Below are 22,879 nucleotides of genomic sequence, written 5' to 3' on the forward strand. Positions count from 1 at the left end.
TGCCTGTCATGCCGGACGCCGAAGACGCACGCCGTATCGCCCTGTCCCTGCCGGAGACGACGGAGAAGACCGCCTGGAACATGCCCACGTTCCGGGTGGCGGGGAAGATGTTCGCCACGCTGCCCGAGGAGGAGACCTCCATGGCGGTGCGCTGCCCCAAGGAGGAGCGTGACGAACTGGTCCTGGCGGAACCCGGGAAGTTCTGGATCGCGGACCACGAGGCGCAGTTCGCCTGGGTGCGGGTCCGGCTCGCCGAGGTGGAGGACGAGGCCGAGCTGCGGGACATCCTCGCCGACACCTGGCGGCAGGCGGCCCCGCCCCGGCTGATCGAGGACCACCCCGAGCTGGGGCCGGCCGCGCGTTAAGGGTGCGCGACCACCGACCCGAGTGCGGTATTGTTTCCCTGCACGTTCGGCCCGGGGAAACCCCAGGTCAGACGGACGCCGGGACGTGGCGCAGCTTGGTAGCGCACTTGACTGGGGGTCAAGGGGTCGCAGGTTCAAATCCTGTCGTCCCGACGGTGTGAAGGGCCTTCGCGGGCGAAAGTCCGCGGGGGCCCTTTCGCGTGCCCGAGGCCGGATGTCGCGCGGCCCGATGTCACGCCGCCCTGTCGGCCTCCCCGGCGCCGGCGGCCCTCCCGCCTCCCACCTACCGGTCTTCGGGCTCCGCTTCCGGCTCTTCCTCTCCACCCATCAGCTAACATAGAATAATTAGATAGATAAATGAGCTAGTGGTGGCGAGGAGTGGCCGTGGACTTCGGGCTGACCGACGAGCAGGACATGTTGCGCGCGACGGCACGGCAGTTCGTCGCAGACGTGTGCCCGGCCGAGAAGGCCAAGCAGTGGGACGAGGAGGGCACCGTGCCGCCCGAGCTGTTCGGGGGGATGGCCGAACTCGGCTGGTTCAGCCTGCCGTTCAGTGAGGACGAGGGCGGCGACGGCGGAGGACCGATCGAACTCATCCTCATCGCCGAGGAACTCGGCCGCGCCAGCTTCGACGTCGCCATGTGCTACATCGGCGTGCTCATCCCCGGCATCACGGTGTTCCGCTGGGGCGACGAGGCGCAGCGCGCCTTCATCCGCGAACAGGTCATGACCGGCCGCCACCGGCTCGCCGTCGGCCTCAGCGAGCCGGACAGCGGGTCCGACGCCGCCGCCCTGCGCACCAGCGCCGAGGACCACGGCGACCACTTCCTGGTCCGCGGCCAGAAGGCGTGGTGCACCGGCGGTGGCCTGCCCGACACGACCATCGCCACCTACGTGCGCACGGGCGCCCGCGAACCCAAGCACGGCGGTATCAGCCTGCTGCTCGTCGACCCCGCGACCAAGGGCGTCGAGGTGCGCCGGACACCCACCCTGGCCCGGCACATCCTGGGCACCAACGAGGTGTTCTTCAACGACGTCCTGGTGCCGAAGGAGAACCTGGTCGGCCCGCGCGACGAGGGCTGGAAGGTGATGCTCTCCAACATCGAACTGGAGAAGGTGATCATCACCGGCGGCTACCTGGGCGCCGCCCAGGCCACCCTGGACGAGATGCTGGAGTACGCCCGTACCCGGCACGCCTTCGGCCGTCCGATCGGCAACTTCCAGGCGCTCGCCCACGCCATGGCCGACCTGCAGACCGAGATCGACTCCGCCCGGCTGCTCGCCCACCGGGCCGCCTGGCTGCTCGCCCAGGGCAAGCCGTGCACCCGGGAGGGCTCGATGGCCAAGCTGAAGGGCTCCGAGACGTACGTGGCGGCCGCCCGGCTGGGCATGCAGGTCTGCGCCGGCCACGGCTTCTCCACGGAGAGCGTGATGAGCTTCCGCTACCGGGAGTCGATCGTGGCGACGATCTCCGGCGGAACCAGCCAGATCCAGCGCAACGGCATCGCGCGCAGCATGGGCCTGCGGTCCTACTGAGGCTGGTCGCTCGGCTCCGGTGCCGGCGGATCCGCCGGCACCGGAGCCCTTCACGTCTCAGCCGCCCGCACGCGGGCCGCCGGCATCCGGGCCGCCCGCACCCGGGCCGCCGGCATCCGAGCCGCCCGCACGCGGGCCGCCGGCATCCGAGCCGCCCGTACCCGCGCCCCCGGAGCCCGACTGCCCCGCCAGCCACGCCTGGTGGCGGGCGAAGTGGCCCTGGTCGCGGGTGACCCAGATTCCGGACGCGCGGGCCAGCACGGCGCGGGTCGGAAGCAGCACCATCTCGCCCCTGATGTACCAGCGCGAGCCCTCCCGCCGCTCCACCCAGGCCCGCACCTCGAGCGGCCGCTGCACCGGCACCGGCTTCACGAAGCTCACCGTCAGCTCGGCGGTCACGCTCAACACCCGGTGCAGCAGCGGCAGATGACCGAGGCAGTCGTCGAGTACGGCGGCCGTCCAGCCGCCGTGCGCGACCTCGGGACCGCCCTCCTGGTCCCGGGGGCAGGCCAGCTCGAAGAGGGCCAGGCCCTCGTCGTCGAGCCGCTCGCGCCGCACCCCCAGGCGGCAGGAACCGGCGACGCGGCACGCGCCGCACAGCGCCACCCCGCCCGGGGTGCGCGGCGGCTCCTGGAAGTCGGCCCCGGCCCAGCGTCCGGCCGGCGCGGTGGCCGCGGGCTCACCCCTACTCGTCGACATGCGGTGACTCCTCGGATCAGACATCGGCAAGCAGCGGGCGCAGCTTCCCGGCGATGAGCTGGACCTGGCGGGCCACCATGTCCTCGGGCATCCCGGCCAGCGAGGCCCACAGGAACACGCCTTCGACCGGCAGCCCCGTCACGTACGCCCTGATGGCTTCGGCGACGTCCTGCGGGGTGCCGTGGAGGAACTGGCCGACGCCCGTCGCCCTCAGGCCCGTCTCGCGCCACTTCTCGGGGTCGATCGGCCGCGGGGCGGGCTGGTCGGTGCCCTCGACCATGTACCGGCGGTAGCTGTCCCACTGGTACGCCAGGTGCTCACGGACCACCGGCCAGTCGCCGTCGGGGTCCTCGGTGACGAACGTGGTGAACGAGCCCTGCATCCGGGCCGTCGACAGGTCGTGGCCGCCATCGGCGAGCCCGTCGCGGTACGGCGTCAGCAGGGCGGGGTTGAGCGACAGCAGTCCGGTGCCCAGCCGGCCGGCGCGGCGGGCGCCCTGCGGGCCCTGGTAGCCGAGCCAGATCGGCAGCGGGTCCTGGACCGGGCCCGGCGTGACCAGGGACTCGGCCCACAGGCGGCGGATCTCCCGCACCCGCTGGTCGGTCGTCGAGTAACGCCTGGTGAGGTCGGCGCCGTACAGGGCGTACTCGGGCACGCGGTAGCCGGTGCCGAGACCGAGGTCCAGGCGCCCGTCGCTGATGATGTCCACCAGCGCGGCCTGTTCCGCCAGCTCGGGCGCCGCGTGCAGCGGGGCGGGGATCACCGCCGTGCCCAGCCGCACCCGCCGGGTGCGGGCGGCGGCCGCCGCGGCCATGGTGAGCGGCTGCGGGAGGTACCCGTCCTCGAAGCCGTGGTGCTCGGAGAACCACACCGAGTCCAGGCCCAGCCGGTCCGCCTCCTCGCACATCTCCAGGGCGAAGCCGTACACCCGCGACCAACTCTGCCGCCACTGCGGAGGGTTGCGCAGATCGAAGTAGATGCCCACCTTCATGGGGGACCGCCTCCCGTCGTGTTGTCCGCCAGCCGGATCGCCGCGCGGGCGACGGCGATGCCGTGCCCGGGCGGCAGCAGCCGTACCGGCCTCAGTTCCAGTGCCTCGATCTCCGGCAGGTCCTCGACCATCGCCGAGATCCGCAGGACGGCCTCCTCCAGCGCCGCCAGGTCCACCCCGTCACCGCCGGCCCGGCCGTCCAGCAGGGGAGCCGCCCGCAGCGAGCGGACCATCTCCCTCGCGTCGCGGTCGGTGAGCGGGGTGACCCGGTGGGCCACGTCGGCCATGAGGTCGGCGTAGTCGCCGGTGAGACCGAAGGCGATCACCGGGCCGAACACCGGGTCCGCGCGGACGGAGAGGAAGGCGTCCGGGCCGGGGCCCGGTCCGGTGCCGGCGACGACGATGCCGTAGGCGTCCAGCAGTTCGGTGACCAGCGAGTCCGGGACGGGTCCGGGCGTGCGCCCGGTGACGAGCGAGCGGCCGCGTTCGGTGTCGACTCCCGGGAGGTCCGGTACGACACCGGCGGGCGTTCCGCGCCACGCCTGGTAGGCCGCCGCGTGCCCGAGCGAGGTCGCCGCCGCCTCGGGGAAGGTGTACGTCGGTACGACCAGCCCGTCCCTGTGCAGCAGGTCGGCGACGCCCGCACCGCCGAGGAAACTGGTCACCACCGGCTTCGTGGGCGCGGCCGCGGCCGCGTCGAGGATCGCCGAGGCGACCTCGTCGGGCTTGTCCGCGAGCGGCGGCATGAACAGGACGACGGCGGCGTCGATGCCGTCGTCGGCCAGCACCGCGTCCAGGGCCTGCCGGTAGTGCGCGGCGGTGGCCATCGGAGTCAGGTCGATCGGGTTGGCGACCTCCGCCAGGGGCGGGAGTGCCGCCCGCAGCGTCCGCCGGGTGTGCTCACCGAGTGCGGGCACGCTCAGCCCGCTGCCCGCGCAGGCGCCCACGGTCAGTGCGGCGGGCCCGCCGGCGTTGGTGAGGACGGCGACCCGGTTGCCGGGCGGCGGCGGCTGATGGGCCAGCAGCAGCGCCACGTCGAAGAGTTCCTGGAGGCTGCGGGTGCGGATCACCCCGGACTGGGCGAACAGGGAGCTCACCGCGGAGTCCCCGTGGCCCGGGTGCACGGCGACGATCGGCTTGCGCGGCGCGACCCGGCGGGCGATGCGGGCGAAGCGGCGGGGATTGCCGAAGGTCTCGACGTGCAGCAGGATCACCGAGGTCGCCGGGTCCTCCTCCCACCACTGCAGGAGGTCGTTGGTCGACACGTCGACGGCGTGGCCCACCGAGACGAAGCCGGAGAAGCCGAGCCGCAGCCGGCGGGCGAAGTCGAGCACCGCGAGCCCCAGAGGCCCGGACTGGCTGGACATCGCCACCCGGCCGGGCGTGGGCAGCGCGGGCGAGAAGGTCGCCGCCAGCCGGGCCGCGGGTGTCGTGTTGACCACGCCCATGCAGTTGGGGCCCACCAGCCGCATTCCGGAGGCGCGGGCGAAGCGGGCCAGCTCCAGCTCGGTCGCCCGGCCCGCCGCACCGGCCTCGCCGAAGCCCGTCGAGACCACGACCACCGCCTTCACCCCGGCCTCGGCGCACTCCCGTACGACGTCGGGCACCGCCTCGGCCCGCACGGCCACCAGTGCCAGGTCCGGGGGTTCGGGAAGGTCCCGCACCGAGGGGTAGGCACGGGCTCCGGCGATCCGCGCGGCCCGCGGGTTGACCGGGAAGACACCGCCGCGGAAACCGCCCCGCAGCAGGTTGGCGACGATCTCGTGGCCGATCGTCAGAGGGCCGCGGTTGGCACCGATCACCGCGACCGAGCGCGGTTCGAGCAGCGGCCGCAGCGAACGACGTACGGCCGTGTGCTCACGGCGTTCGGCCCGCGCGGTGGCCTGGGCCTGCGGGTCGATGGCGATCTCGAAGTGGATGATCTGGCCGGGCGGCCCGGTCTCGACGCGGTAGCCGGCGCCGGCGAACACGTTGATCATGCGGTCGTTGTCGGCGAGGACGTCCGCCTCCAGCACGCGCACGCCCCGGGCCCGGGCGGCCGCGGCGATGTGCTCCAGGAGCAGCCGCCCGAAGCCCTCGCTCTGGTGGTCGTCGCGGATGGTGAAGGTGACCTCGGCGTGCTCCGGCTCCTCGGGGTCGCGGACGTAGCGCACCAGGCCGGCGATCTCGTCGCCGGCCAGGGCGACGAGCGCCAGCTCGTTGAGGTAGTCCACGTGCGCGCCGCGCCGGATGACGTCGTCGCGGGCGCGGACCACCGGACCGAGGGACCGGTAGGCCAGGGTCGCCCGGGACAGGCCGCCGACGAAGCGGACCAGGCGGTCGGCGTCCTCGGGCCGGATGGGCCGCACGAACGTCGACCGCCCGGTCCGCACGAGCCCGGGGCGCTCCAGATCCTCGGGGTACGACCGTCCCGGGCGCTCCGGGCGCTCCGGGCGCTCCGGGTGCTCCGGGCGCTCCGGGTGCTCCGGGTGCGGGGAAGTGGTCACGGGGTGTCCCGTCCGGCGCCGGTGCCCTCGGCGCCGCTCAGACGGCCGCCTCCTGGGGAGTCTGGGCCGGCAGGTGGAAGAGCTCGTTGAAGGTGCCACGGGTGACGCGCTCGCGGACGTCGTCGGGCACGCCGTCGAACAGCTCGCGCAGCGTGGACTGGGTGTGGCCGTAGGTGCCTTCGAGGTGGGGGTAGTCGTCGCCCCACATCACGTTGCGGTAGCCGGTGGACTCGACGATCTCCACCGAGCTCTTGTCGTGCTGGAAGGAGGCGTACACCTGCTGGCGGATGATCTCGCTGGGCAGCCGGTCCAGCTTGGGCCGGACGAACATGCCGTGCTGGCGGTACGCCTCGTCCATCCGGTCGCCGATGGCCGGCACCCAGCCCGCGCCGCCCTCCGCGATGAGGATCTTCAGGTCCGGGTGCCGGTCCAGCGCACCGCCCGCGACCATGTGGGACACCACGCGCATGCCCGGGTAGGTGGTCTCCATGTAGTTGACGACGGCGCCGCCGGGGCCCCGGAAGACGACGTTCTCGCCGCCGGTGCCGATGTGGAAGCCGAGCACCAGGCCGGTCCGCTCGGCCGCCGTCCACAGCGGCTCCCAGCGGTCGAGGGCGTACTCCTCACCCGGCCGGGTGCCGCACGGCAGGAAGACCGACTGGAAGCCCATCTCGGCCACCCGCTCGATCTCCGCGACGGCGTCCTCGACGTTGGCCGTCGAGACGCAGGCGGGGGTGATGACGCGCTTGTTCTTGCCGAGGACCTCGGAGTGCGCCCAGTCGTTCCAGGCCTTCACGGTCTCCCGGGCGAGCTCCCGCTCGGTGATCGTCACCAGCCAGAACCCCATGGAGGGGAAGGCGAGTTGGCCCCAGACGCCTTCCTGGTCCAGGTCCTTGAGCCGGACGTCGAGGTCGCGGGCGCCCGGCGGTCGCATGGCGTCCATGAAGTCGTTGAGCTGGCGGTCGATGCGCTCGCCGTCGATGTAGAGCACCTCGTACTTCTCGCCGCGCTCGCTGCGCGGCGCCCGGTCGGCCAGCCGGGGCGGCAGCGCCTCGGTCCACAGGTCGTCCGGTTCCATCACGTGGGAGTCCCCCGAGTTGACCCAGATCTTCGTCATGGCACTCCTTCGGGTCAATGGATGCAATCAGTTAAACAGTTTAGGTGTTTCGTTGGCCGGGTGGAAGTCCGGGAGGGGTCCCGATCAGCTCCGGCGCCGCTCGATCTCCTCGACCAGCTGCGGAAGGACCTGGAAGAGGTCGCCGACCACGCCGTAGTCGGCCAGCTCGAAGAGGGGCGCGTCCGCGTCCTTGTTGACGGCGACGATGGTCCTGGACGTCTGCATGCCCGCGCGGTGCTGGATGGCCCCCGAGATGCCGGCGGCGAGGTAGAGCTGCGGGGAGACCTGGGTGCCGGTCTGGCCGACCTGGTGGCTGTGCGGGTACCAGCCGGCGTCGACCGCCGCGCGGGAGGCCCCGACGGCCGCGCCCAGGGCGTCGGCGACCCGCTCGATCACGGCGAAGTTCTCGGCGCCGTCGACCCCGCGCCCGCCGGAGACCACGATGTCCGCCTCGGTCAGCTCGGGTCGGTCGCCGCGCTCGCGCGGGGTGCGGGACAGGACCCGGACCGCGACGGAGGCCGGGCCGAAGACGACGTCCGGCTTCTCCACGACGGGCGTCACCGGTGCCGGTTCGGGGGCGACCGCGTTGGGCTTGACCGTGATGACCGGCACACCCCGGGTGACGTGCGCCGTGACCTGGTGGGTCGCCGCGAACGCGGAATGCTCGGTGACCGGGCCGTCCGGGCCGGCCGTCACGTCGACCGCGTCGGTCACCAGACCCGAGTCGAGCCGGAGCGCGACCCGCGCGGCGGTCTCCTTGCCGTCCGGGCCGGAGGTCAGGAGGATCGCCGCGGGGGCGGCGCCGGCGGCGATCCCGGTGAGGGCGTCGACGGCCGGGGTGACCAGGAAGTCCTTCACCTCCGGGGCGTCCACGACGTAGATCTTCCGTGCGCCGTGCCGGCCGAGGACCTCCATCGCGGTGTCCGCGCCGGGTCCGAGGAGCACCGCCGAGGGTTCGCCCAACCGGCGCGCCAGGGTGAGCAGTTCGAGGGTCGTCTTGCGTACGGCGCCGTCGCTGTGGTCGACGAGGACGAGGATCTCGGCCACGGTCATGCACTCCTCTTTGCCGGGAACGGGTCGGAACGGGGGAGGGGGGGAGCAGAAAGGGGGGGGAGGGGCGGGCGAGAGGCCGGGACGCGGGGGTGCAACAGGCCGGGGGCCCGCACCGGTCAGACGAACTTCTTCGCGGCGAGGAACGCGGCGAGCGCGGTCCCGCCCGTGCCGTCGTCGGTGACGATCTCGCCCTGGGTGCGCGCGGGGCGCCGGGTGGCGGTGTCCACCGCCGAGCGCGCCCCGCGGTGGCCCACCTCCGCGGGGTCGATGCCGAGGTCGGCGAGGTCGAGGGTCTCCACCGGCTTCTTCTTGGCGGCCATGATCCCCTTGAAGGAGGGGTAGCGGGCGTCGCCGGAGCGGTCGGTCACCGACACCACGGCCGGCAGTCCCGCGTCGATCCGCACGGTCGCGCTGTCGCCCTCACGCCGGCCGCCGACCGTGCCGTCCCCGACCACCAGCTCCTCGACGTGGGTGACGGCCGGGACGCCCAGACGTTCGGCCAGCAGCGCCGGTACGACGCCCATCGTGCCGTCCGTCGAGGCCATTCCGCACAGCACGAGGTCGAAACCGTGCCGTTCCACGGCCCGGGACAGCACGAGCGAGGTACCGAACGCGTCGCTGCCCTCGATGTCCTCGTCGCTCACATGGATCGCCGAGTCACCGCCCATGGCCAGCGCCTTGCGCAGCGCGTCCCGCGCGTCCTCGGGGCCGACGGTGAGGTAGCTGATCTCGGCGTCGACGCCCGACTCGGCGATCCGCAGGGCCTGCTCGACGGCGTACTCGTCGAGCTCGGAGAGTACGGAGTCCGCCGACGCGCGGTCGGTGGTGCCGTCCTTCGTGAAGGTGCGGTCGGCGCCCGCGTCAGGCACGTGCTTCACACAGACAACGATCTTCACAGCACCCTCCAACAGGTCTAATGAGTGCTAATAGTTAACTATATAACTCGACAGAAGGCGAGCCTCCGCTTTGAATCCGTCGAATTGGTTGACTGATTGCGCTGATAGCTGGAAGATCTGGTCAGCTGAGCCGCGAGGAGGCGACATGGTCGACGACAGGGACACCGGTGACAGGTACTTCGAGCCACAGGTGGAGACCATGCCGCGCGAGGAACTCCGCGCGCGGCAGGAGGAGCGGGTGGTCGAACTCGTCGAGTACGCCTACGCCAACTCCGCCTTCTACCGCGAGCTGTGGGACGAGCACGGGGCCCATCCGCGGGACATCCGCACCCTGGAGGACTTCCGGGCCCGCGTCCCGTTCATCACCAAGGACATGGTGCGCGCCTACCGGGCCCGTACCGGCGACCCCTTCGGCGGGCTGCTGTGCGTCCCCACCGAGGAGCTGACCTCGGTCTCCTCCAGCTCGGGCACCACCGGCGACCCGGAGTTCTTCGCCGAGATCTGGCAGGACGCCCCGCCACTGGTCACCGCGCAGGTGCGGGACCTGTGGGAGCTGGGGCTGCGCCCGGGTGACCGGGTGCTCAGTCCGCCCGGCACCTTCCGCAACCTCATGGACCCCGGCTACCAGGCGCTCGGCGCGGTGGTGATCGAGGTGGACACCTGGCTCGGCAGGATGCACGAGGTCGTCGAGGCGCTGCGCACCTACCGCCCGGCCTACCTCCAGATGATGTACCCGCAGATGGTGGAGCTGGAGCGGCTGGCCGAGCGGGTGGACCTGAAGGAGGCGTTCTCCTCCCTCAAGGGCGCCTCCTGCGCCGGGCAGCCCCTCAGCCGCAAGATGCGCGAGCGGATCCGCGACGACTGGGGCATCGACGTCTACGAGTACACCAGCGCCGCCGACACCGGCACCGCCTGGGAGTGCCGCGAGCACGACGGCTTCCACCTCTGGGAGGACACCGTCTTCGCGGAGTGCGTGGACGTCGGCCCGAACGGCTGGAGCGACGCCGCCGAGGGCGACCTCGGCGAACTGGTCGCCACCGATCTGGACAACCGCGCCGCCCCGCTGATCCGCTACCGCAGCGAGGACCTGGTCCGGCTGTCCCGGGACACCTGCGGATGCGGGCGCACGCACGCCCGCATGTGGGTCGCGGGGCGGCGCGGTGACGAGACGCTGGTCCGGGGCCGGTCCGTGGTCCTGCGGGACGTCTGGCTGGCGGTGGAGGACCAGCCGGAGACGGTCGCGGGGGTCTTCCAGATCGTCCGCGACCGCCGCGAGGTCGACGAACTGCGGCTGCGCGTCGGCTACGACCCCCATCTCACCGACGACGTGGACGCCCTGGCCGGCCGGCTGGGCGAGGCCGTGCGCGAGCGCACCGGGGTCAAGCCGGTCCTCGACATGCGCACCGAGGAGGACCTGTTGAAGACCATGACCAGCGTCGCGAAGTTCCCCCGGGTGGTGAAGAGCTGATGGCCCGCGCCGACACCCTCGCCCGGGCCAGGAAGCTCGACCGGCCCGAACTCGCCTACCTGGTCCGCTTCAGCGCCGCCGACGGCACCACCGACATGGAGCTGACCTGGGCGGAACTCGCCCGGGACACCGCCTGGGTGGCCGGGGCGCTGCGCGGGCACGGCCTGGCCGCCGGGCAGCGGGCGCTGCTCAACACCTCCGGCTTCGAGGGCTTCTGGGGGCGGGCGGTGATCGGCGCCCTGAGCGAGCTGAGGGTGACGTACGGCATCGCCGAGGCGATGGGCTGGGACCACCGCCGTACCGCCGTCTTCCACCGGGAACTCAATCCGCACGCGGTGATCGGGCTGTCCGCCGACACCCTGGAAGGGCTCGCGGGCGCCGCCGACGTCGCCGAGATGTTCCGGCCGACCGCCCTGGTCCTGGCCCGCCCCGCCGCCGTGCCCGTGCTGCGCGGACTCGGCATACCCGCCGCCCTGATCGCGGCCGTCGGTCCCGCCCTCGCCCTGGAGTGCCCCGAGCGGCAGGGCGGGCACGTCAACGCCGCCGAGTGGCGGGTCGGCGCACGGGACGGGGAGCTGTTCGTGGCGGCGGGCGAGCAGCGCACGTCGTCACTGCCCGAGACGCCGCTCGGCATCGCGGGCCGTGTCGTCACCGGCAGCTGCGCCTGCGGCAGCCAGGACCCGCGGGTCCAGCTCGCCGAGGCCGGCCCCGCACTGTCAGCAAGGAGCTGAGGATGTCTGAACGAGTGGTCGACGGCCGTGTGGTGGTCGTCACCGGCGCCGGCAACGGCATCGGGCGGGCGCACGCACTGGCGTTCGCCGCGCACGGGGCGAAGGTCGTGGTCAACGACCTGGGCGGCGGGCGGGACGGGGCGGGCGCCTCGGCCGGACCCGCGCAGAGCGTGGTGGACGAGATCGTCGCGGCCGGCGGCGAGGCGGTGGCCAACACCGACGACATCGCCTCCTGGGACGGCGCCGCCCACCTGGTCCGGCAGGCCGTGGACACCTATGGCGGCCTTGACGTCCTGGTGAACAACGCGGGCATCCTGCGCGACCGGATGATCGTGTCGATGACCGAGCAGGACTTCGACAGCGTGCTCGCCGTCCACCTCAAGGGCAGCTTCGCCACCCTGCACCACGCGGCCGCCCACTGGCGCGAGCGCGCAAAGTCCGGGCTGAGCAACGACGCCCGGGTGATCAACACGACCTCGCCGTCCGGCATCTTCGGCAACCCCGGCCAGTCCAACTACGGCTCGGCCAAGGCCGGGATCGCCGGCCTCACCCTCATCGCCGCCGCCGAACTCGCCCGCTACGGCGTCACGGTGAACGCCATCGCGCCCACCGCGCTGACCCGGCTCACCGAGGACATCGAGATGATGCGACGCGCCGCCGAGGCGCAGGACCTCACGCCCGAGGCCATTTCCCCGCTCGTGGTGTGGCTCGGCTCGGCCGCCTCCCGCGAGGTCACCGGCCGGGTGTTCGGCGTCGTCGGCAACCGGATCACCGTCCTGGAGGGCTGGGTCAACGGACCCGCCGCCGGCACGGAGACCCGGTGGACCCCGGAGGAACTGACCTCCGTCGTGCCCAACCTGGTGGCCAAGGCCGCCCCGAACGCGGACGCCCTCGGCAACCGGAACGGAGCCTGAGATGAAGACGACACAACGACCGGTCGCCGAGGGCCTGTTCACCTGGCCCGCCTCCGACACCGACCCGCCCCGGCTGATCGGCTCCGAGTGCGCCGGCTGCGGCCTGGTGAGCTTCCCCGCCGCCACGGACTGCGTCCGGTGCGCGAGCGGGGAGTCGAAGAAGCGGCTGCTGGCGGACCGCGGCACCCTGTGGACGTACACCACCCAGGGCTTCCGGCCGCCGTCCCCGCCGTACGACGGACCGGCCGCCTTCGAGCCGTACGCCGTGGGCTACGTCGAGCTGCCCGGAGAGCTGCTGGTCGAGGCGCGCCTGACCGAACCCGACCCGGACAGGCTGCGGATCGGGCAGCACATGCGGCTGACGCTCGTGCCCTACACCGTGCAGGACGACGGAACCGAGGTCATGACGTTCGCGTTCGCCCCGGCCGAGGAGGAGACACCGTGACCGAGGCCGTCATCATCGGGGTGGGGCTCCACCCCTTCGGCCGGTTCCCCGGCAAACCCGCCCTGGACATGGGCGCGGACGCGGTCCGCCTCGCGCTCGCCGACGCGGGTGTGACCTGGCCGCAGATCCAGGGCGGCTACATCGGCAGCTACGAGGTCGCCAACCCGGACGCGATCGTCGGCCGCCTCGGCCTGACGGGGGTGCCGCTGCGCGGGGTGTTCAACGGCTGCGCCACGGCCGGTACGGCGGTGGCGCTGGCCGCGAAGGCCATCGAGACCGGCGAGCACGACCTGACCATCGCGATCGGCCTGGACAAGCACCCGCGCGGCGCGTTCGCCGCCGACCCGTCGGTCGCCGGCATCCCCGCCTGGTACGGGCAGACCGGGATGTTCCTCACCACCCACTTCTTCGGCATGAAGATCAACCGCTACATGCACGACCACGGCATCTCCCACGAGACGCTGGCCCGCGTCGCCTCGAAGAACTTCGGCAACGCGGCCGGCAACGACAAGGCCTGGCGCCGCACCCCCCTCACCCCCGAGGAGATCCTCGCCTCCCCGGTCCTCAACTACCCCCTGCGCCAGTTCATGTACTGCGGCCCGGACGAGGGCGCCGCCGCCCTCGTGCTGTGCCGCGCCGACCAGGCCCACAAGTACACCTCCACCACCCCCGTACGGGTGCGCGCCACCGCCCTGCGCAGCCGCCGGCTCGGCGCCTTCGAGGTGCAGAGCCCGTCCTTCCCGGTCGGCGAGCCCGTCGACAGTCCGACGGTGGACGCCTCCCGGGCGGCCTACGAGCTCGCGGGCATCGGCCCCGAGGACGTTGACGTCGCCCAGCTCCAGGACACCGACGCCGGCTCGGAGATCATCCACATGGCGGAGAACGGCCTCTGCAAGGACGGCGAGCAGGAACGCCTCATCGCCGAGGGCGCCACCACGATCGGCGGCCGGATCCCGGTCAACACCGACGGCGGGCTGCTCGGCAACGGCGAACCGATCGGCGCCTCGGGGCTCCGCCAGATCCACGAGATCGTGCTCCAGCTGCGCGGCACGGCCGGCACCCGGCAGATCTCCGGCACTCCCCGCGTCGGCTACACCCACCTGTACGGCGCGCCCGGCGTGTCGGCGGTGACGATCCTCTCGACCTGACTCGTTCGGAGCGCACACGCGATGGCAGACGACAACACACAGGACTTCGCCGCCGAGGCGCGCCGCTTCCTCGACGCGCACGTGGCGAAGGCTCCCGACCCCGCCGCCTTCACCTGGGGCGAGGGCGACGACTCGACGGCCTACTTCAGCAGCCTGCCGCCCGAGGAGGAACGCGAGCACGTGCAGCGGGCACGGGAGTGGCAGCGCATCCGCCACGAGAACGGCTTCGGCTGGATCACCGGCCCGCCCGAGTACGGCGGCCGCGGCCTGACCCCCGTGCACGACCTCGTCTACGACGCCGTCGAGTCCGAGTACGACGTCCCCGACACCGGTGTGCTGAGCGTGGTCGGCCTGGGCATGATCGGCCCGACGATCCTCGCGCACGCCCAACCCCACCTCAAGGACCGCTGGTTGCCGGCCATGTACCGCGGGGACGCCATCGCCTGCCAGCTGTTCAGCGAGCCCGGCGCGGGCTCGGACCTGGCGAGCGTGAGCACTCGCGCCGTCCGCGAGGGCGACCACTGGGTCCTCGACGGGCAGAAGGTGTGGACGTCGGTCGCCCACCACAGCCAGATCGGCGTCGCGCTGACCCGCACCGACCCCGACGCGCCCAAGCACCGCGGCATCACCGCCTTCCTCGTCCCGATGGACGCGCCCGGCGTGGAGGTCAGGCCGCTGCGCCAGATGACCGGCGGCGCCGACTTCAACGAGGTCTTCCTCACCGGCGTCCGCATCCCCGACGACCACCGCCTCGGCGAGGTCGACGGCGGCTGGACGGTCGCCCTGACCACCCTGATGAACGAGCGGGCCACCGTCGGCAGCGAGGGCGCGGGCCCGGTGGCCGCCGCCCTCTCCCCGGACCGCCTCTCGGCGCTCATGCGCGCCACCTGGACCTGGGACGACCGCGCCCTGCGTGCCCGCCTCGCCGAACTCCTGGTGGACGCCATGGCCACCGGCCACCTCAACACGCGCGCCGGGCGCACCCTGCGCGCCGGCGTCGCACCCGGCCCCGAGCGGTCCGTCTCCAAGCTGATGTACGCCCAGAACCTGACCCGCGCCGCGCACTTCGTGTCCGACACCCTCGGCCCCCGGCTGATCGCCGACACCGGCCGCTGGGGCACCTACGCCTGGACCGAACTGCTGCTCGCCACACCGGCGTTGCGCATCCTCGGCGGCACCGAGGAGATCATGAAGAACATCCTCGCGGAACGCGTCCTCGGCCTGCCCAGGGAACCGGTGAGCACCGCTGCCAAGGAGGTGCGTCCGTGACCGCCGAAGAGAGCGAACTGCGCGAACTGCGCTCCGCCGTGAGGGAGTTCCTGGAGGCCAAGTCACCCGAGGAAGCCGTCCGCAAGCTGATGGAGAGCGAACCGCGCTTCGACCAGGCGGTCTGGGCACAGGCCGCCGACCAACTGCGCCTGCCGGGCCTCGCGATCCCCGAGGAGTACGGCGGTGACGGCTTCGGACCCGTCGAACTCGGCGTCGTACTGGAGGAGATGGGCCGCGCGCTGCTGTGCGCACCGTTCTTCGCCACCGTCGTCCTGGCGGCCCAGGCCCTGCTGGCCTCGGGCGACCGGGCGGCCTGCGCACGCCACCTGCCGGGCATCGCCGCCGGCCGGACCACGGCCGCCCTCGCCGTCGCCGAGGACAGCGGCTCCTGGGACCCCGCGCTGATCTCCGCGCGAGCCCGCCCCGACGGGGACGGCGGCTGGCGGCTGAGCGGCGGCAAGTGCTTCGTCATCGACGGTACGACGGCCGACCTGCTCCTCGTGGTCGCCCGCACCGTCGCGGGTCCCTCCCTGTTCGCCGTCGACCGGCAGGCGCCCGGACTGACCGCCGAGCCCCTGGAGACCCTGGACGCCACCCGCGCCATGGCCCGGCTCACCCTCGACGCCGTGCCCGCCGTACTCGTCGGCGCGGACGGGGCGGCCGGCCGGGTCATGACCCGGGTCCTGGACGCCGCCTCGGTCGGACTGGCCGCGGAGCAGGCGGGCGGGGCCCGCAGGTGCCTGGAGACGAGCGCGGAGTACGCCCGCACCCGGTACCAGTTCGGCCGGCCGATCGGCTCCTTCCAGGCGGTCAAGCACAAGTGCGCCGACATGCTGGTCCAGGTGGAACTGGCCGAGGCGTCCGCCCGCGAGGCGGCCCGGCTGGCCGCCGAGGACTCGCCCGAGTTCCCGGTCGCGGCGGCGGTGGCCCACGCCTGCTGCTCCCGCGCGTACGTGTTCGCGGCGGCGGAGAACATCCAGGTGCACGGCGGTATCGGCTTCACCTGGGAGCACCCGGCGCACCTGTACTTCCGGCGCGCCAAGTCCTCACAACTGCTGTTCGGCGGACCGGCGGTCTACCACGAGCGGCTCCTGGACCGCCTCGGCATCTGACCCGGCGTGCCCGGCCCTGACCCCTCCGGATCAGGGCCGGGCCGATCCGGCCCTGATCCGAACGAACACCCTGACCACAGACCTACGCTCCCGGCAGCCCGGTCGGCTCGCCGGAACCGTCCTGCCGTCACGGGGTGGTTCCGCGTCGCACAACCACCCCGTGGCGACGTTCGCCCGGGCTGCACGATCTGATCCGTCGAGCCGTCCGGCCCGAACGGACACGGGGTCTACCGGCGCGGGGCGGGAAGCCTGTTCACGCGGCGACCGTGCCGGCCAGCTTGATGAGGGCTTCGGCTGCCGGGCCCGAGGAGGCCGGGTTCTGGCCGGTGATCAGAAGGCCGTCCTGCACGACGTAGGGCTGCCAGTCGTCGCCCTTGGAGTAGACGCCGCCCAGGCCCTTGAGTTCGTCCTCGACGAGGAAGGGGACGATCTTGGTGAGCTGGACGCCCTCCTCCTCCGTGTCGGTGAACCCGGTGACCTTCCGGCCCCGCACCAGCGGGGTGCCGTCCTCGTTGACGGCGTGGCGCAGCACGCCCGGCGCGTGGCAGACCAGGGCGAGCGGCTTGCCCGAGCGCAGAGTGGTCTCGATCAGGCGGACCGAGTCGGTGTCCTCGGCCAGGTCCCACAGCGGGCCGTGGCCGCCGGGGTAGAAGACGGTGTCGTAGTCCTCCACCGAGACGGAGTCGAGGCGCACGGTGTTCGTGAGCGCGGCGGTCGCCTCCGCGTCGGACTCGAACCGGCGGGTCTGCTCGGTCTGGAAAGCGGTCTCGTTGCTCTTGGGGTCCAGCGGCGGCCGGCCACCCTTGGGGGAGGCGAGGGTGATCTCCCAGCCGGCCTCCTTGAAGTGGTAGTAGGGCGCGGCCAGTTCCTCCAGCCAGAACCCGGTCTTGTGGCCGGTGTCGCCCAGCGTGTCGTGCGAGGTGAGGACGATCAGGACCTTCATGGTGCTCTCCTGTGTGAGTAGACCAGTCGTATATGAACGGGCGAAGAAGCGCCCCCGCGTCCGACAGTCGGTCGGTCGGTGGGTCCGCGGAACTACCCCTGTGCGTTGAGGAGTCGGCGCGTCATCGCCGTAGTGGCGTCGAGGGGTTCGAGGCTGCGATGGATCTTCGCCATGACGCTGGCGCCGAGCCACATGTCGTAGAGGACCTGCGCCGTTTCGAGCGGCGCACCGTCTGTCGCGATCGATCCGTCGGTGAGACCACGGGAGATGGTCCGCTCGAGACGATCGATGATCGCGCCTGTTCCCTCCTTGAGTGCCAGCCGCATCGGCTCGGAGAGGTCGGAGACCTCTGCTCCGAGTTTCACGGCGAGACACTTGCCCTGACACTCGTCGAAGCTCTGCGTCTCCCGCCAGAGTTGCCAGTAGTCCAGCAGGCGCTCGCCGGCGGACCGGCCGGGCCGCGCGAGGACGCGGTCCATGTCGGCGAGGTACTCCTCGAAGTAACTCTTCAGCAGGGCCTCGCCGAAGGCGTCCTTGGAAGCGAAGTAGTGATAGAAGGACCCCTTCGGGACGCCGGCCTCCGCGAGCACTTCGTTGAGGCCGACCGCGGAGTAGCCCTTGTGGGCCATGATCCGCTGGGCGGCGTCAAGGATGCTCCGACGGGTGTCGGCGCTGCGTGCTGTGGTGGCGGGCATGGTGGAACCGTACCCCAGGAATAGACCAGTCGTCTAGAACGGGTCTCTGTCGATCGGCCGGCGTCGAGGACCGTGGCGTGCGGCGGTCGTGCGTGAACGCCTTCGACGGCGATCTCGGCTGCGAGTCGGGGTGCTGTCCGTCCGGCGGCGGTGAGTGGATGCGGGGCGCGGGCCGTGCGGCGAAAGTGGGCGTGCGGCGGGAAGGCCGGCCGATCCGGGGTGGGTCGGCCGACCGTGACGCGCGAACCGGTGGGACGCGAGGGTCTCCGCCACGGAGACCCTCGGCCCCTCGGTGGAGCGTGAGACCCTCGGCCCCTCGGTGCAGCGGTTCAGGGCTGGACGGGCATCGTCCAGCAGTTGGATGTGGCTGCCTTGCCGGCCAGGCGGTCGGTCAGCCAGGAGATGGCGTCGCCCTGGTCGGTGATGAGCGGCACGAGATGGTTGGTGAGGATCTTGTCACCGAGGTTCGGCAGCACGACGGCCCGGTAGGTGACGTTGGCACCCTTCTCGCACCAGTCGAGGGCCAGTTGCCGCGCCTGCGAGTGGGGGACGATGTCGTCCTGGACGCCGGTGGCCAGACGTACGGGCCCGGAGGGCTTGAGGGTGCCGATGCGCTGCTTGTCCAGGGCCGCCTTCGCCCGGGGGTCCGCGGCGATGATGTCGCCCATGGACTTGCCGCTGGTGGTCCACTTGCTGCTCTTGGTGAAGCCGTAGCCGAGGAGCGCGTCGCCGACGCACATGGTTGACGCGTCCGCGAGGGCGGCCCTGCCGGTGGCGTTGATGTTCGCGTCGACGACCGCGCGCAGGTCGGGGTCGGCCTGGGCGAACCCGCTGATCGACCAGGCCAGCGCGCCGGCGAGCGCGCTGCCGTCGATGCCCTTCATGACCGAGGTCAGATCCGCCGGGGGCGCTCCCGCGTAGGTTCCGGCGAGCGGGACGTCGGGGGCGTAGGAGGGCTGGAGTTCGGCGGCCGCGGCGCCGGCGCCTCCGCCCTGGCTGTAGCCGTACAGGCCGGTGCGGGAGGCGGCGGTGATCGACGCGCCGGGGACGGCGTGGGCGGCGCGGGCCGCGTCGAGCAGGGCGTGTGCCTCGTCGACGCGGTTGACGTAGGTGTGCAGGCGGTCGGTGGTGCCGAGGCCCACGTAGTCGGTGACGACGACTGCCGCGCCGGTGGCGAGGAGGCGGTAGATCGCCAGGGCCTCGTATCCCACGGACACGGTGTCGCCCGTGAGGGTGAGGGGATGCTGCAGGGCGAACGACGGGGCGCACTGGTCGCCCTGGCCCATGGTGCCCGAGGCCACCGCGACCAGGGGGCGCGGACCGGAGCCCCTCCAGGCGGCGGACGGCTCGATGTAGGCGCCGGTCACGGCGACGGGCTGCCCGGCGGAGTCGGTGGACCTGTACATCAGACGGGTGGCGGTGCCCGGCATCGGGCGTCCGTCCAGGCCGGGGATGCTCAGCCCGAGCGGCATGGCCTCGGTTCGGACCAACGCCCCGTTGGTCGAGGGAAGTTCGGTCGGCGGCGTGTAGAAGGCGGGGATGGTGACCCCGCGGGAGACGACGGGATCCGCCGAGGCGGCGGCCACCGCCGACGGGCCGGCGCCGACGACGCCGACGGTGATGACGCCGACGGTCATGACGCCGGCCAGCAGTCGCAGGCCGGCCGGCATGCTGCGGCGGGCCGCGTCCGCGGACGGATCCGCGGCGGGCCGGAGAACGGCTGTGGAGCGGGAACGCGATCCCTTGCGGCTCATGGGGGAGCTCCTCGTTCGTCGAAGAGGTGGGGGTGCCGAGGTCGCGGGCGGCTGTCGGAGTCCCGGCCGACGGGCCGACCACGTGGGGGGTGGTACGGCGACCCAGACGGTATGACGGGGACATGCCAATCGTGGGTGTGGGTTACTCGCGGGTTACCTACTGGAGCGTAGGTTCGGATGGCAGTCAGTGACAAGACGTCTGCGTGTGCCACTTCCGGCTGCTTCGTTATGCTGCGCGCTCGACGACAGAGGGGTGGTGGAGCGAGCGTGCACGAGACACTCGCCGCGGTACCGCAACAGGCTGACGGCGTACGGCCGTCGATCGCTCAGCGCCGCAAGTCGGCTCTCCGCCTGGAGATCGCGGCCGAGGCGGTCCGGCTGTTCACCTCGCAGGGCGTCACCGCGACGACGGGGGAGCAGATCGCCCGGGCGGTGGGCATCTCCTCCCGTACGCTGTGGCGCCACTTCCCCACCAAGGAAAGCTGTGTACTGCCCCTGCTCACCGCGGGGCTCGACTTCGCCGTGGACCAGCTGCGCCGCTGGCCGCCCCGGACGAGCCTGCTGGAGTGGTTCACCGAGATCTGCAGCCCGGGTGAACTGCCGTCCACCGCCCCCGTCATCCTCGACCTGATCCGCATGACCTCCACCGACCCGGCCCTGAGCGCCGTCTGGCTCCAGGCCCACAACGACGCTCTCCCGGTTCTCGGCAAGCTCCTCGCCCAGCGCTCCGGCGCCAGCGCCGACGACCTGCGGGTGAAAGTGCACGCGGCGGCTCTCAACGGCGCACTGCGCGCAGCGGCGGAGGACTTCGCCCGCCGGTCCTCGGCAGCCCACGAGGCGTCGGACGACATCACCGCCTGTCTCCTCGCCGCCGTGCGCGCGGCCTCGGAGGGCCTGCCGTACTGAGGCGCCGCCTCCAGGACAGGACCGGCACGCCGCCTCGGATGACTGAGGCGTGCCGCCTCATCAGGAGAGGGGCGGGCTGCACGGGCGGCTCGGGCGGCCGTTCCCCGCGACCCTGCCTGCCGCGGCGTGATCCGGTCCACGTTCGGCGCGCCGTGTCCGCGTCGGCTTCGCGGGCTGCTGGGCCGCTGGTGAGCACGGTCGCCCCCAGCGAAATCGAACAGGCCAGACGTGCACCAGGACACGGACACGGCTTGCTTGACCTGCCGTGTCACCGCGTTCAGAGTCGGCATGCGGCACCATCCCAGCGCCGCCCGAATCCCGCCGACCGGCCTGCCCGTCACGGGCCCAGGCGGCCCGACATTCGGGAGCGACTGATCCGATGGTCCTCGACCTGCTCGTGATCGGTACGGCCATCACCCTGGGGCCCCTGCACAACAGCGCCTTCATCCTGCTGCTCTCCGCGCGGCGCGGCGTTCGCCACGGTCTGGCGTTCCTGCTGTCATGGCTGGTCAACCTGACCGTGGTCATCGCCTGTGTGCTGCTGCTGACCGGCGGTCAGCCCCTGGACCAGCACAGCGCGCCCTCGACCGCCGCGATCGCCGCGAAACTCGCCCTCGGCGTGCTGCTGGTGGTCTACGGCACACACCGGCACCGCCGGCCCCCGCCCCCGCACGGGCCGCCGCGCTGGACCGCCCGTATCGACGACGCGTCCCTGGCCACAGCGGCCGGTCTGGCCTGGGTGCTGCAGCCCTGGGCACTGGTCGGCGCCGGTGCCGCCACCGCTGTCGACGCGGACCTCTCCACCACCGCCGACTGGCTCGTGCTGACCGGTTACTGCCTGCTGGCCACCCTCAGCCTCATCCTCATCGTCATGGAGATGTACGCGGTCTGGGCGCCGAGCGCCGCGAACGCCCGTCTGCACGCCCTGCGCAGCTGGCTGGACCATCACCAGGAACAGCTGATCGTCACCCTCTCCCTGCTGTTCGGCCTGTGGCTGACGGCACGCAGCATCTACGAACTGGTGACGTGACACGCGCAGAGGCCGCGTGGTCGATCGGTCGGACCCGACAGGCGGACCGACACCGGGACGTACGGACGTCCACCGTGGGGTTCCCGCGCGGGACCGGCCGTCGCGGTCGCATGCCGACAGCCGTGCGGGCACGGAGTGCCGGGTCAGCCGCGGGCCGCCTCGCCCAGCAGGGCCTTGGCGATGATGACCTGCTGGACCTGGCTGGTGCCCTCGTAGATGCGGAAGAGGCGGGCGTCGCGGTAGAAGCGTTCGACGGCGACGCCGCGCATGTAGCCCGCGCCGCCGTGCACCTGCACCGCGCGGTCCGCGACCCGCCACACCATCTCGCTCGCGAAGTACTTCGTGCAGGACGGGCCGAGCTTCGTGTCCTCGCCGGAGTCGAAGCGCCTCGCGGCCTCCAGGACCGTGGCACGGCCCGCGTAGTAGTCGGTCTGCGAGTCGGCGATCAGGCCCTGGACGAGCTGGAAGGAGCCGATGGGCTTCCCGGACTGCCTGCGGGTGCTCGCGTACGCCACCGACTCGTCGACCAGGCGCTCGGCCATGCCGACCATCAGCGCGGAGATGTGCACCCGCCCGTGCGCGATACAGCCCATCGCGGTGCCGAAGCCCCGGTTGAGCCCGTGCTCCTCGCCGCCGACCAGGGCGTCGGCCGGAACCCGTACGTCGTCGAAGAACACGTCCGCCGTCCAGGCGCCGAACTGGCCCATCTTGTGGTCCCGGGGCGCCACGGTGAGACCGGGGGTGCCGGCCGGGACCAGGAAGGTGGAGATGCCCCGGGTCCGCGGGGCGTCGGGGTCGGTGCGCGCGAAGACCATGAAGACGTCGGCGAGCGGGGCGTTGGTGATGTACCGCTTGGCACCGTTGATCACCCACTCGTCGCCGTCCCGGTGGGCGCGCGTGGTCAGCGTCGACGGGTCGGAGCCGGCCTCGGGCTCGGTGAGCGCGAACGACGCCAGGACGTCGCCCGAGGCGATCCGCGGCAGCCACCGCGCCTTCTGCTCCTGCGTGCCCCCGACCATCAGCACATGTCCCGCGATGCCGTTGTTCGTGCCGAACATCGAGCGCAACGACGGTGTGGTGTAGCCCAGTTCGAACATCAGCCGGGCCTCCTCGTACATCGACAGCCCGAGCCCGCCGTACTCCTCGGGGAGCGCGAAGCCGAACAGGCCCATCTTCTTCGCCGCCTCGCGGATGTCCGCGGGCATCTCGTCCTTCTCGTCGATCTCCGCCTCGACCGGCACGACGCGCTCCCGCACGAAACGCCGGACCTCGGACAGCACCGCGCTGAAGTCATCCGCGTCCATGTCGACTCCCTTCTCGT

General features: G+C 72.3%; 21 protein-coding genes and 1 tRNA gene. 12 read left to right on the forward strand and 10 right to left on the reverse strand.

Annotated elements, in window-relative coordinates:
• Positions 1-8 precede the first annotated feature (8 nt).
• From ABZT03_RS13675 to ABZT03_RS13685, 3 genes are all read left to right on the forward strand, one after another.
• Positions 9-365, forward strand: coding sequence for an MmcQ/YjbR family DNA-binding protein (locus ABZT03_RS13675; protein ID WP_356038010.1), 357 nt, complete (start codon positions 9-11; stop codon positions 363-365).
• Positions 366-444: 79 nt separating this feature from the next.
• Positions 445-518: transfer RNA gene (locus tag ABZT03_RS13680), tRNA-Pro, on the forward strand.
• Positions 519-749: 231 nt separating this feature from the next.
• Positions 750-1,901 carry an acyl-CoA dehydrogenase family protein gene (locus ABZT03_RS13685; protein WP_356038012.1) on the forward strand — a complete coding sequence of 384 codons (1,152 nt, stop codon included), beginning with the start codon at positions 750-752 and terminating at the stop codon, positions 1,899-1,901.
• A gap of 57 nt (positions 1,902-1,958) precedes the next feature.
• On the opposite strand, the gene ABZT03_RS13690 is transcribed toward ABZT03_RS13685, so the two are convergent.
• From ABZT03_RS13690 to ABZT03_RS13715, 6 genes are all read right to left on the reverse strand, one after another.
• Complete coding sequence (locus ABZT03_RS13690; RefSeq protein ID WP_356038015.1) at positions 1,959-2,600, reverse strand: PaaI family thioesterase; 642 nt, start codon at positions 2,598-2,600, stop codon at positions 1,959-1,961.
• A 16-nt stretch (positions 2,601-2,616) separates the two neighbouring features.
• Complete coding sequence (locus tag ABZT03_RS13695) at positions 2,617-3,591, reverse strand: LLM class flavin-dependent oxidoreductase (protein ID WP_356038018.1); 975 nt, start codon at positions 3,589-3,591, stop codon at positions 2,617-2,619.
• Complete coding sequence (locus ABZT03_RS13700; protein ID WP_356038021.1) at positions 3,588-6,077, reverse strand: GNAT family N-acetyltransferase; 2,490 nt, start codon at positions 6,075-6,077, stop codon at positions 3,588-3,590. The genes ABZT03_RS13695 and ABZT03_RS13700 overlap by 4 nt, the downstream gene beginning before the upstream one ends.
• Positions 6,078-6,114: 37 nt before the next feature.
• Complete coding sequence (locus tag ABZT03_RS13705) at positions 6,115-7,194, reverse strand: amidohydrolase family protein (protein WP_356038024.1); 1,080 nt, start codon at positions 7,192-7,194, stop codon at positions 6,115-6,117.
• Between the two features lie 84 nt (positions 7,195-7,278).
• Positions 7,279-8,241: an electron transfer flavoprotein subunit alpha/FixB family protein gene (locus ABZT03_RS13710; RefSeq protein ID WP_356038285.1), complete on the reverse strand. Its 963-nt coding sequence runs from the start codon at positions 8,239-8,241 to the stop codon at positions 7,279-7,281.
• A 122-nt stretch (positions 8,242-8,363) separates the two neighbouring features.
• The gene (locus ABZT03_RS13715) at positions 8,364-9,125 is read right to left on the reverse strand and encodes an electron transfer flavoprotein subunit beta/FixA family protein (protein ID WP_356038027.1); all 762 of its coding nucleotides are present in this window, start codon (positions 9,123-9,125) and stop codon (positions 8,364-8,366) included.
• Between the two features lie 163 nt (positions 9,126-9,288).
• On the opposite strand from ABZT03_RS13715, the gene ABZT03_RS13720 reads away from it, so the two are divergent.
• Genes ABZT03_RS13720 through ABZT03_RS13750 form a run of 7 tightly spaced genes read left to right on the forward strand, consistent with a single transcriptional unit; the run spans position 9,289 to position 16,230 of the window.
• Complete coding sequence (locus ABZT03_RS13720; protein ID WP_356038030.1) at positions 9,289-10,611, forward strand: phenylacetate--CoA ligase family protein; 1,323 nt, start codon at positions 9,289-9,291, stop codon at positions 10,609-10,611.
• Positions 10,611-11,342, forward strand: a complete 732-nt coding sequence (locus tag ABZT03_RS13725) for a hypothetical protein (protein WP_356038033.1) — start codon at positions 10,611-10,613, stop codon at positions 11,340-11,342. The genes ABZT03_RS13720 and ABZT03_RS13725 overlap by 1 nt, the downstream gene beginning before the upstream one ends.
• Before the next feature lie 2 nt (positions 11,343-11,344).
• Positions 11,345-12,256, forward strand: coding sequence for an SDR family oxidoreductase (locus ABZT03_RS13730; protein ID WP_356038036.1), 912 nt, complete (start codon positions 11,345-11,347; stop codon positions 12,254-12,256).
• A 1-nt stretch (position 12,257) separates the two neighbouring features.
• Positions 12,258-12,701 (forward strand): OB-fold domain-containing protein, encoded by a 444-nt coding sequence (locus ABZT03_RS13735; RefSeq protein WP_356038039.1) that lies wholly within the window; start codon positions 12,258-12,260, stop codon positions 12,699-12,701.
• Positions 12,698-13,849, forward strand: a complete 1,152-nt coding sequence (locus ABZT03_RS13740; protein ID WP_356038042.1) for a thiolase family protein — start codon at positions 12,698-12,700, stop codon at positions 13,847-13,849. The genes ABZT03_RS13735 and ABZT03_RS13740 overlap by 4 nt, the downstream gene beginning before the upstream one ends.
• A gap of 21 nt (positions 13,850-13,870) precedes the next feature.
• On the forward strand, positions 13,871-15,118 hold the full coding sequence (locus ABZT03_RS13745) for an acyl-CoA dehydrogenase family protein (protein ID WP_356038045.1): 1,248 nt from the start codon (positions 13,871-13,873) through the stop codon (positions 15,116-15,118).
• Complete coding sequence (locus ABZT03_RS13750; RefSeq protein ID WP_356038047.1) at positions 15,115-16,230, forward strand: acyl-CoA dehydrogenase family protein; 1,116 nt, start codon at positions 15,115-15,117, stop codon at positions 16,228-16,230. The genes ABZT03_RS13745 and ABZT03_RS13750 overlap by 4 nt, the downstream gene beginning before the upstream one ends.
• Before the next feature lie 253 nt (positions 16,231-16,483).
• On the opposite strand, the gene ABZT03_RS13755 is transcribed toward ABZT03_RS13750, so the two are convergent.
• From ABZT03_RS13755 to ABZT03_RS13765, 3 genes are all read right to left on the reverse strand, one after another.
• Entirely contained in the window at positions 16,484-17,173 is a 690-nt protein-coding gene (locus ABZT03_RS13755; protein WP_356038050.1) for a type 1 glutamine amidotransferase domain-containing protein, read from the reverse strand.
• Positions 17,174-17,265: 92 nt separating this feature from the next.
• Complete coding sequence (locus ABZT03_RS13760) at positions 17,266-17,868, reverse strand: TetR/AcrR family transcriptional regulator (RefSeq protein ID WP_356038053.1); 603 nt, start codon at positions 17,866-17,868, stop codon at positions 17,266-17,268.
• A 329-nt stretch (positions 17,869-18,197) separates the two neighbouring features.
• A complete protein-coding gene (locus tag ABZT03_RS13765) occupies positions 18,198-19,622 on the reverse strand; it encodes a lipase family protein (protein ID WP_356038055.1) in 1,425 nt (474 codons plus the stop codon).
• Positions 19,623-19,889: 267 nt separating this feature from the next.
• On the opposite strand from ABZT03_RS13765, the gene ABZT03_RS13770 reads away from it, so the two are divergent.
• Together ABZT03_RS13770 and ABZT03_RS13775 are read left to right on the forward strand one after the other, a co-directional pair.
• On the forward strand, positions 19,890-20,528 hold the full coding sequence (locus ABZT03_RS13770) for a TetR/AcrR family transcriptional regulator (protein WP_356038058.1): 639 nt from the start codon (positions 19,890-19,892) through the stop codon (positions 20,526-20,528).
• Between the two features lie 379 nt (positions 20,529-20,907).
• A complete protein-coding gene (locus tag ABZT03_RS13775; RefSeq protein WP_356038061.1) occupies positions 20,908-21,558 on the forward strand; it encodes a GAP family protein in 651 nt (216 codons plus the stop codon).
• A 143-nt stretch (positions 21,559-21,701) separates the two neighbouring features.
• Here the strand turns inward: ABZT03_RS13775 and ABZT03_RS13780 are convergent, their stop codons facing one another.
• Positions 21,702-22,862, reverse strand: a complete 1,161-nt coding sequence (locus ABZT03_RS13780) for an acyl-CoA dehydrogenase family protein (RefSeq protein WP_356038064.1) — start codon at positions 22,860-22,862, stop codon at positions 21,702-21,704.
• Positions 22,863-22,879 lie beyond the last annotated feature (17 nt).

The sequence above is a fragment of the Streptomyces sp. NPDC005574 genome (assembly GCF_040605435.1).
Taxonomy (GTDB): Bacteria; Actinomycetota; Actinomycetes; order Streptomycetales; family Streptomycetaceae; genus Streptomyces.

Bases quoted from the DNA above. Each gene is read 5' to 3' on its own strand.
- ABZT03_RS13675 (WP_356038010.1), top strand. From the start codon at position 9: ATGCCGGACGCCGAAGACGCACGCCGTATCGCCCTGTCCCTGCCGGAG.
- ABZT03_RS13690 (WP_356038015.1), bottom strand. From the start codon at position 2,600: ATGTCGACGAGTAGGGGTGAGCCCGCGGCCACCGCGCCGGCCGGACGC.
- ABZT03_RS13695 (WP_356038018.1), bottom strand. From the start codon at position 3,591: ATGAAGGTGGGCATCTACTTCGATCTGCGCAACCCTCCGCAGTGGCGG.
- ABZT03_RS13705 (WP_356038024.1), bottom strand. From the start codon at position 7,194: ATGACGAAGATCTGGGTCAACTCGGGGGACTCCCACGTGATGGAACCG.
- ABZT03_RS13720 (WP_356038030.1), top strand. From the start codon at position 9,289: ATGGTCGACGACAGGGACACCGGTGACAGGTACTTCGAGCCACAGGTG.
- ABZT03_RS13725 (WP_356038033.1), top strand. From the start codon at position 10,611: ATGGCCCGCGCCGACACCCTCGCCCGGGCCAGGAAGCTCGACCGGCCC.
- ABZT03_RS13730 (WP_356038036.1), top strand. From the start codon at position 11,345: ATGTCTGAACGAGTGGTCGACGGCCGTGTGGTGGTCGTCACCGGCGCC.
- ABZT03_RS13735 (WP_356038039.1), top strand. From the start codon at position 12,258: ATGAAGACGACACAACGACCGGTCGCCGAGGGCCTGTTCACCTGGCCC.
- ABZT03_RS13745 (WP_356038045.1), top strand. From the start codon at position 13,871: ATGGCAGACGACAACACACAGGACTTCGCCGCCGAGGCGCGCCGCTTC.
- ABZT03_RS13755 (WP_356038050.1), bottom strand. From the start codon at position 17,173: ATGAAGGTCCTGATCGTCCTCACCTCGCACGACACGCTGGGCGACACC.
- ABZT03_RS13760 (WP_356038053.1), bottom strand. From the start codon at position 17,868: ATGCCCGCCACCACAGCACGCAGCGCCGACACCCGTCGGAGCATCCTT.
- ABZT03_RS13765 (WP_356038055.1), bottom strand. From the start codon at position 19,622: ATGAGCCGCAAGGGATCGCGTTCCCGCTCCACAGCCGTTCTCCGGCCC.
- ABZT03_RS13775 (WP_356038061.1), top strand. From the start codon at position 20,908: ATGGTCCTCGACCTGCTCGTGATCGGTACGGCCATCACCCTGGGGCCC.
- ABZT03_RS13780 (WP_356038064.1), bottom strand. From the start codon at position 22,862: ATGGACGCGGATGACTTCAGCGCGGTGCTGTCCGAGGTCCGGCGTTTC.